Raw genomic sequence first — 8405 nt, 5'->3', positions numbered from 1 at the left:
GTTCCAAAGTCGTAGTTATTTCTTCATCCTTTTTACCACCATTTTTCGACTTAATTACTTTACCTTCTTCTGGTTCTAAATAAAAATCTACATTTCCCGTCAAACCAGTTAATTTAGCAACTATTTCCGTTGTTTCTTCTACTGTTAATTTGTAATAGTCTAGTTTATTTTTCTTACCTACAGACTCTTCAATATTAAAATTTTTAGTCAAATTTCCAATATCAAAAGCCTCTTCTTTATCATTTCCAGGGTCGGAAATTTTGCCATTGCGCTTTGTTATAAGATTTATTAATTCGTCTGGAGTCTCGACGCCATTTTCTGATTTGCCTAAAATATCTTCTCCTCCTTCCGAACTGAAACTGCTGCTCCGAGGAAGAATTCCTAGGTCATTTGTTTGCCAGATTATATCATCATCATTGTTAGTCGGAAGAATAATTATTTATTGGTTACTTTCAGCGCCAGACATTCCCGAATATTGGGGTTCGGTATTTTCACTTTCGGGAAAAAGTCCGATGTAATTTTCGTTTGGAAAGTCAAGTTCCAGTGAATTTTTTAATATATTCATAATCTCTTTCAACAATTAACAAACGTAACTTTTGTGGAAGCGATCGCTCCACAATATGTTATGTAAATTACTTGTAACACAAGCATATTGCTTGTTACACCCTGGAAGCCTGTGTTACCTGTAGAATAAGCATCCTGCTTGTTACAATCGGCGAAGGCTGAACTGCAAATGACTGTACCTCAGCCAAATGGAATGTGCTGTTATTATCCGGATAGTTGTCACCACATTAAACAAAAGAAAATAAGTTGTCAACCCTTTTGATAAAATTAATTTTTTTTATTTTTCGCGCTTCAGATATAAACCGCTTTTCAGTAGGGAGTTTGACATAATTATTAAGACAGAAATTTTCCTAAAAATTGTGCTATTTAAAATTCAATAATTATGCAAAAAAACTATGCAAAAAATTTGTTATTTACTGCATAATTTACATTGATTTTTAAACAGTTAAATAATTTAATATTTATTAACAGTATTTAATGTTTTAGGAATATGAAATGACTAGAGAGTACAAATTTAGAATTTAGAATTGGAGAGTATACTGAAAGTATTATGAGAAAAGGTTTACAGCACTTAAACTTCCGAATCTAAAGTTTTTATCGTTTAAATAGCTGAAAGTCTTAGCTAGTAATAATGATTCCTAGAACTTTTTACTGTCTAATCAATAATAGAAGCAATTTCAACTAGACCGCAAAGAAGTCTTAGAAACTTTAACTGACTTTTGTATCAAAATCGCAGACATGGTAACAGAAAGAGGTTATATTGCCAGACAAGAAAGAGACGATTTTATTTCTCCCAGTCTAGTAGGGTGTGTTAGCGAAGCGTAACGCACTGAAATACTTGAGTGCAGAATGAGTCAAGAGAAAGAACTCAGGAATCAGATAGTAATTTCCAGATTTTCTTCTCTACCAGCTATTATAAAAACGTCAGGACTTAGGGAAAGGTACTATATATAGATTCTTAGTGCGTTAGCGTCAGCGTAACGCACCTTACTGGACTGTTTCACCTTAAATGGTGCAATAGATTTGTCCTCCTAGTCCTCCTAGTCCTCCTAGTCCTCCTAGTCTTCCTAGTCCTCCTAGTCCTCCTAGTCCTCCTACCTAATTAATGGGTTCTATAAAGTCCTAATTATAGGGGCAAATGGCCATTCGCCCCTACTCATTCATTACTTCTGAATCCTCAAAAAATATGATATGATTCACAAATGTTAATATTTCTGGATCAACTAAAAATGTATAGTAACACTTTTTTTAATATTTCTGTCTATACAGTAATTCAATTGACATTATTGTTTGCTATTCTCTTCGGAGTAATTTTTAAAGATATGTTGGAGTATAAACTAAGTATCTGGTTGAAAGACCAAAATTCTCCAATCAAAATAGATTATCAAACACCCAATATAATAGCTGCTTATTTAGGAACAACTTTATTTGGATTTTTATGTGTAGCATCTAGTCTTTCTACATTCAATATTGTGGAATGGTTGTCTCTGGTTATAGGTGCAATAGTAGTATTTCCCACTGCTTTATTAATCTGGGTACAATTAGGTTCAATGTTTGAGTTGATGGCAAATGAAGGAATAGAATCTATTAATATTGAAAAAGAATATATGTTGGGAAACAAAGAATTTGAGGAATAATTAATAATTAATAATTACCTCACTCTGCTCTCTCTTTACTTCCCACCCTCCCCTTCCCACACTCTGCTTTTTCAGTAAACCCTACTTATCAAGCAGCCTGACCAAGATTCAATATTTTACCGAAAAATTGTGGGTATGCGCCTCCCCTTTTAAGAGGAGAAAAAAGAGAATACTTCTTATTTGTGCCAAGCCTCTTGCTTTCCTAGGTCATGCTGCGCAAACAGCTAGAGATACTGATAACTGATAACTGAAATGACATAGTTGGGGGTTAACGGCCCTTAACCCCTACAGGTACGATAGCCCTTAAACCCTAGAGATGATCTATAGCCTCATTTTTTGCGTAAATTTGCGTAAATCCTGTTTTGACAGGAGTTTTAGCCAGACTTACTGATACACTGATAACTAATAACTGATAACTGATAACTGTTTAGGGCTTGCCAAAAAGTAAGTGTTAGTGGTAAATTCTTGGCAGAAGCTTTTATAAAAATTCCCCTCTTAAGGGTGAGGTTGAATAAAAGAGCAAATAAACTAAGCACTGTCCCACTAGACCTGCTGTTAAAACTCGGCCTTTGGGGACGAGATTTGAGACAAAAACAGATTTTGGGCCAGGGCACAATTTTGATTTTGTGAGGTAGTCATGGGTCTTTGGAAAAATCAATTTTTGACAAGTGGTTGCTTGTCTGCATTAATCACATTTGGAGCAATTTATCCTGCGGTAGCTGCTCCAGAAAATGAGAAAATTGCTCAAGGGAGTCGTTCTCTGGGAGCAAGTCAAATGGAAGTTATTGGCTATGTTAAAGGTATTATTGGTAATGTAGTCACACTTTTAGTTGAGGACGAAGAAGAATTAGGCATTGCGGGAATAGCAGGCAATAGTGGTGAACCAACTTATGTCAAAATTCCTGCTTCTGAACGCGGTCAACTAAGAACTCTATATTTTTCGCCCAAGCACAACATTGAAATAGCAGGTTTAGTACCTGGAAGTCGGGTTTATGCAGTTGTGGGTAAAGCGACAGAAGATAAGACAGAAGACCCTTATGGTTGTATTGATTTCTTCAAGGTTATTCCAGATTATAACTACGAAAGGGTAGAAGTGAAGTTACCAGAATATAACTTCCAGGGTCCTGGGTCTATAGAGTTTCCAAGGATTGAAGCACCACCAGTAAGTCCTATTAGACAACCAGCACCAGTACCTATAATAGAGCCGAATACATCACCAATTAGAGGTTTGTGGTAATTATCGGAAAAAATTATACCAATCCTATTTCATTCCTATAGAAAGAAAATTCAAAAGCTTTTAGGGAACACTTAACTGGGAACAGGAAACAGGCAAGAGTTTCAATTTTTTTATTTACTTTTTCATTTGTCGCAACCTATGCACGGATTGCTACTTATAAAAATAAAATTATGTAGCAATCCTAATTTGATTCGTGTACAAAATTCAAAAGCTTTTAGGGAATAGCGAAGCAGGAACAAAGTCGGAGTTTAAGTTTTTTTTTAATTTACTTTTTGATTTGCCACAACCTATCCACGGATTGCTACATAGGGTTTGCGCTTCTTCAGTCTTTTAGTAGTGGGGAGGAGCTAGAATCCTGCAATCCGGCAATCCAGGAGGAATAAAAATTATAGAAGAGTAGGGACTATGCAAAGTCCGTACAGAAGAATCTTCCCTTTATTTTCTACCCCTCGAAATCCCCAAAATCCTACAATAAAGTTGATACTTTATTAGTATCTGCAAAGGCTGAAACCAATGCCCTTCAATAATGGATAATTGATAATGGATAAAAAATTTATTTCTCAAGGGGAGATTAGATATGGTTAGGGAACCCATCCATCTCACCCTTCGGTAAGCTCCCCTGACGACCGCTTTTTCCCCTTGAAAGGGGAGGCTTCAAGGCTCGAATTATTTAATTATTTAGTTATTTAATTATTAATTCTTTGGTAAAAACTTTGATATTTAATCAGCAAGCCCTACATAATTAGTTGTGGTGCCACTATTTTCAAAATTAGTGGCATTATTTATATATTTTCTTTTACTTTTGTGGCGTTTTTGATGATTCGTTTGAATTAATTCTTATACTTTGGTGGCAGGAAGGTAGAAGAAAAAGAAAGGTTGTAAGCATTCTGCATTGTCAGCCAACCTCTTTCAGAATTTCATAACGGAAACGCTAATAGCTGAATGCTTACGAAAGGTTAGATATAATAAAAAAAATTTTAATATAAAATATCAGGTGCAAAAAGTATGCAGATTTTTAGACAGAAAAGCACAGATAAAAATCATATTTCTGATACAAAAGCCTTAGTAGAACAGAAAAATATAACTCAAAACCATCAAAACGGCAAGCAGGTCAAGATAGAAAAACTGTTGCCAGCTTTAGTATCAGAACTACCAAAACATAGTAGTCAAATTGAGCAATTAAAAATTTGGAAACAAATAACAGAGCGACTAGAAAATCCTCCTCAGCATAGCAAAATATTAAGGGCAACAATCGAACTTAGTACCATGAGTTTGCAATACGCTAGTGATATCTTTTGCGAATTAATGGATATGGAGCCAAGGAATAAGTTGGAAACACCGCTAAATATTAAGCTGCATGAATTATTCAATGATGGGGATAGACAGGAGTTAGAAAAACTTTACCGCATACAAGTTTTGTCTTGGGTATTAAAACAGGTTGATCAAATAGATACAGAATATCTGGAATATCAAGATTTCTCAGTCATATTAACAGTTAATTCCCCAGAAAATTCTGAACCAAAGTATATAGAATTTTGGTTTTGTCCTCAGAAAGTAAAAGTGACAAGGATTGACCAAAGAATTGATGAGTTTAGGGATTTTAATCTCCAGGGAATGTCAAAGTCTGAACAATTAACTTGGTTACTACAGTGGGAAAATTTAGAAATGTTAGCCCAAAAGTTAAGATTGGAAAATTACCAAATTGAGGGTTTTCTTTTGCTAGAAGGATTAGATGTCACAGTTAAAGAAAAAACACGAAGATTAATTCAACTTTTAGTAGAACCAGAGTCATTAATAGAGGAAGCAAAATTTGAGCAAATTGACAAATTAATCCGAGCATTATTCCGAGCAGATGATATGATATTATTGCGAAATGAAGGAGAAAAGCAATTCAAGTTGTTTGTTGCCAGTGACTTTTTAACGAGAGTAAACTATCCCAAACAATATTCTATAGAGAGTTTACAAAGTTCTCTGATTATCAACACTATCAAAGAAAATCGAATTGTTAATATACCAGAATTTGAAGCAGACTGCACAAATGAGTTTGAACAACATTTATTTCAAAAAGGAGTTCGATCATTAATTTTAATTTCCCTAGTGATTCAATCTGGTTCACCAAAAGAGGAACTAGAATTAACAGATATTTTGGGAATAGTCGGATTAATCAGTAATAATTCTAGTAACTTTAATTTGTGTGATTATAAAAATGCCCAAGAATTAGTTCCAGCTTTCACAACTGCTGTTCGTCAAACAATTCAACAGCGATTTACTAATATTCGTAATATTCATCCGGCCGTAGAATGGCGCTTTTTGCAAGAAGCTGAACGACGACGTTGGGGACTACCTCCAGAAACAATTGTGTTTGAGGATGTTTATCCCCTGTATGGTATTTGTGATATTCGTGGTTCTTCCGTGGAACGTAACCGGGCAATTCAAAGTGATATCATGGCTCAGTTTTGTTTAGGTTTAGCCATTGTGGAAGCTGTTTGTGAAAAGCAAGATAGTGCTTTGTGTCAGCAACTACGACAAGATATGTTGGAATACATTAAGTCTCTAGAAGAAAAAGTTTCAGTAGATACGGAAATGACGGCTCTAGAATATTTACGTTGTCGTTTAGAGGTATACTTTGACTATTTTGTAAAATTAGGAGATACTGTTGAGGATGCTATTCAAGCTTATTGTGCTGCTTGTAATAATGCTGATTATGGTATTTATCAAGCACGGGAAGTCTATGACCAGATGTTAAACAAAATTAATTATCACCTCCAAAATACTTGGGAAAAGTGGCAAAAGCAGATGCAGCAAATTATTCCCCACCATTGTGATTTTGAAGCTACTGATGGCATCGATCACATGATGTATTTGGGTAAATCTATTAATTCTGAGTTTAATCAATTTCATCTTCATAGTTTACGTTACGATCAACTACGGGCAATTTGTGATTGTGCGAGAACTGCTTTGCTTTTGCAGGTTGAATCTGAGGAGCATATATTGGGAGTTGCTCATTTGATATTAGTACAGCATTCTACGATTGATATTTATCACAATGAAAGTACGGAAAGATTATTTGATGTCAAAGGTAGTCGTGATATTCGTTATGAAATTGTGAAAAAGCGTATTGATAAGGCTGTGGATAAGGATACTCAAGAGCGCATTACTCAACCTGGAATGTTGACGGTTGTATATTCTACAGATGAAGAGTGGGAGGAATATGAACAGTATTTGCGTTATTTGGTTCGCGAAGGTTGGGTGGAAGATAAATTTGAGACTGGTTTGATAGAGGCTTTACAAGGAGTAAGTGGTTTACGGTTTGTTAGAGCAAAAGTGTTGTTGCCAGAATAAAAAAGAAGGAATAAAAAAGAAGGAAGAAGGAAGAAGGAAGAAGGAAGAAGGAAGAAGGAAGAAGGAAGAAGGAAGGTTTAGAGTTGACCTAATGATTTTTTAGCGATCAGGATTTTTTTAGCAGTTTTGTAACATGAAAAGCCTACCTAATGGTTTCATATCTTATGATTTTTCATCTTAAATAGGGCTAGCTGATTAAATCTAAAAGCATTGACATATCAAGATTAAAAGCTTTTTTGGGTCATAAAAAGTGCCAAGAAATTACTAAAAGCAATTTTGGTAACAGAGCCTTCGTTTGCTGTAACAACCTGGAAGGTTTTGTTACAGAGAGAGAAATTAACCTTCAACTGTACCTCACCATCCTCATGCATTGCTGTAATCTTTAAAACTTTAGATTTTTCCTCACAAAACTTGAAAAAATGTAGACAAATTAGTGTAGCAAAATGGCCATCTACCCCTACAATGGTCTAGAGGAATGAAAACGGCTGTAATTGTCCAAAAAATACAATCACAGTTTTTTATCTGTAGTTATATTAATAAGTAACCTAGAATTTTCTTTTTGAGGAGGGTAAATTATAGTGAATGCAGCAGAACAAGCCAAAAACTTTGAAGTTGCTAGTAAGATTGCTAGTATTGTTAATTTGTTCAAATCTCAGTTTCCAGATGTTAGGGTCGATCTAAAGCCTTGGATGAACGACCCAGAAACTCTAGAGTTGATTGACCCAGATTCTATAGATATTGGTTTTCATTTGCCTGGTAGAAGTAGGTCTCTGGAAAGCCGTTGTGTATTGGTGCAAATTCGTTTATATCAAGACCCCATTGAAGCTTATTGTCGAGCAATTGGAGTTGAGGTTGCTGGTTATGACCATCATGGGGAACAATGGAAGTTATCAACGGTGGGTGGATGGCGTTTTGTCGGTAATACTCAACCTCAAACAGAATCTGCTGCTAAAGTGAAATATTTCTGTCAGCAAATTTTTGAGTTATTTAATAGTAATATGATATCCAGTTAAATAGGGTTTGCGCTTCTTCAGTCTGATGGTGGAGGTAGGGAGTAGGGAGTAGTGAAGAGTCAAGAGGAATAAGGAATTCTAGAGGACGTACACGGTTCCCGATCAATCGGAAAAATTATCCCTTGACTTGAGTGCCTCACGTCAACCAAAATCCTTATTTTTTGATTTTTCGACAACTGTGCTTTAAGGAGCCAAAACCTGGTACTTTTTCCATACCTAAAAAGGCTCAGACTTTAGAATGTCAATGCTTTGATAAATAATTCAGCAAGCCCTAAATAGACATTTCCAGAAAAGACGGAACACTTAACTGGGAATACTTGACTCACCCCTAACCGCTCCCAGGAGGGCAATAATTGATAATTTCCTATGGGATAATTGATTTTAATTTTTTTGGAGATGTCTATTAGTTCTTGCTCTATATTTTGAAGTTCCTTATTCTTGATTTTTTGCTCTCTTAAATAAATTAATTGTCTATAAAATAGCTATATAGCAGTCGAAGCAAAGAGCGCGGACATAATGCTCGAAAAATTATCTAGGAAAGATTATGCCTGCTCCTTATAGCTATGACTTAAGACAAAAAGTTATGAAGGCCATTGATGGTGGAATGACTAA

General features: G+C 35.3%; 6 protein-coding genes. 4 read left to right on the top strand and 2 right to left on the bottom strand.

What is annotated here, in order from left to right; translation table 11 throughout:
- Window positions 1-211 (bottom strand): hypothetical protein (locus VKJ25_RS18600; RefSeq protein ID WP_324238133.1); only part of this gene is annotated, 211 nt, incomplete at its 3' end.
- 228 nt (window positions 212-439) lie between these two features.
- Entirely contained in the window at window positions 440-565 is a 126-nt protein-coding gene (locus tag VKJ25_RS18595; protein WP_324238132.1) for a hypothetical protein, read from the bottom strand.
- Between the two features lie 1228 nt (window positions 566-1793).
- Here VKJ25_RS18595 and VKJ25_RS18590 point away from each other — a divergent pair.
- From VKJ25_RS18590 to VKJ25_RS18575, 4 genes are all read left to right on the top strand, one after another.
- On the top strand, window positions 1794-2201 hold the full coding sequence (locus VKJ25_RS18590) for a hypothetical protein (RefSeq protein ID WP_324238131.1): 408 nt from the start codon (window positions 1794-1796) through the stop codon (window positions 2199-2201).
- A 637-nt stretch (window positions 2202-2838) separates the two neighbouring features.
- Complete coding sequence (locus VKJ25_RS18585; RefSeq protein ID WP_324238130.1) at window positions 2839-3438, top strand: hypothetical protein; 600 nt, start codon at window positions 2839-2841, stop codon at window positions 3436-3438.
- A gap of 1005 nt (window positions 3439-4443) precedes the next feature.
- Window positions 4444-6780, top strand: coding sequence for a GAF domain-containing protein (locus VKJ25_RS18580; protein ID WP_324238129.1), 2337 nt, complete (start codon window positions 4444-4446; stop codon window positions 6778-6780).
- Between the two features lie 578 nt (window positions 6781-7358).
- Window positions 7359-7793 (top strand): type 2 periplasmic-binding domain-containing protein, encoded by a 435-nt coding sequence (locus VKJ25_RS18575; protein WP_324238128.1) that lies wholly within the window; start codon window positions 7359-7361, stop codon window positions 7791-7793.
- The last annotated feature ends 612 nt before the right edge of the window (window positions 7794-8405 follow it).

This window comes from Okeania sp. (assembly GCF_035285525.1).
Classification (GTDB): Bacteria; Cyanobacteriota; Cyanobacteriia; order Cyanobacteriales; family Microcoleaceae; genus Trichodesmium.
This window is presented reverse-complemented; position numbering and strand designations above follow the sequence as displayed.

Coding starts and splice junctions, on each gene's coding strand:
- VKJ25_RS18590 (WP_324238131.1), top strand. CDS start 1,794: ATGTATAGTAACACTTTTTTTAATATTTCTGTCTATACAGTAATTCAA.
- VKJ25_RS18580 (WP_324238129.1), top strand. CDS start 4,444: ATGCAGATTTTTAGACAGAAAAGCACAGATAAAAATCATATTTCTGAT.
- VKJ25_RS18595 (WP_324238132.1), bottom strand. CDS start 565: ATGAATATATTAAAAAATTCACTGGAACTTGACTTTCCAAACGAAAAT.
- VKJ25_RS18585 (WP_324238130.1), top strand. CDS start 2,839: ATGGGTCTTTGGAAAAATCAATTTTTGACAAGTGGTTGCTTGTCTGCA.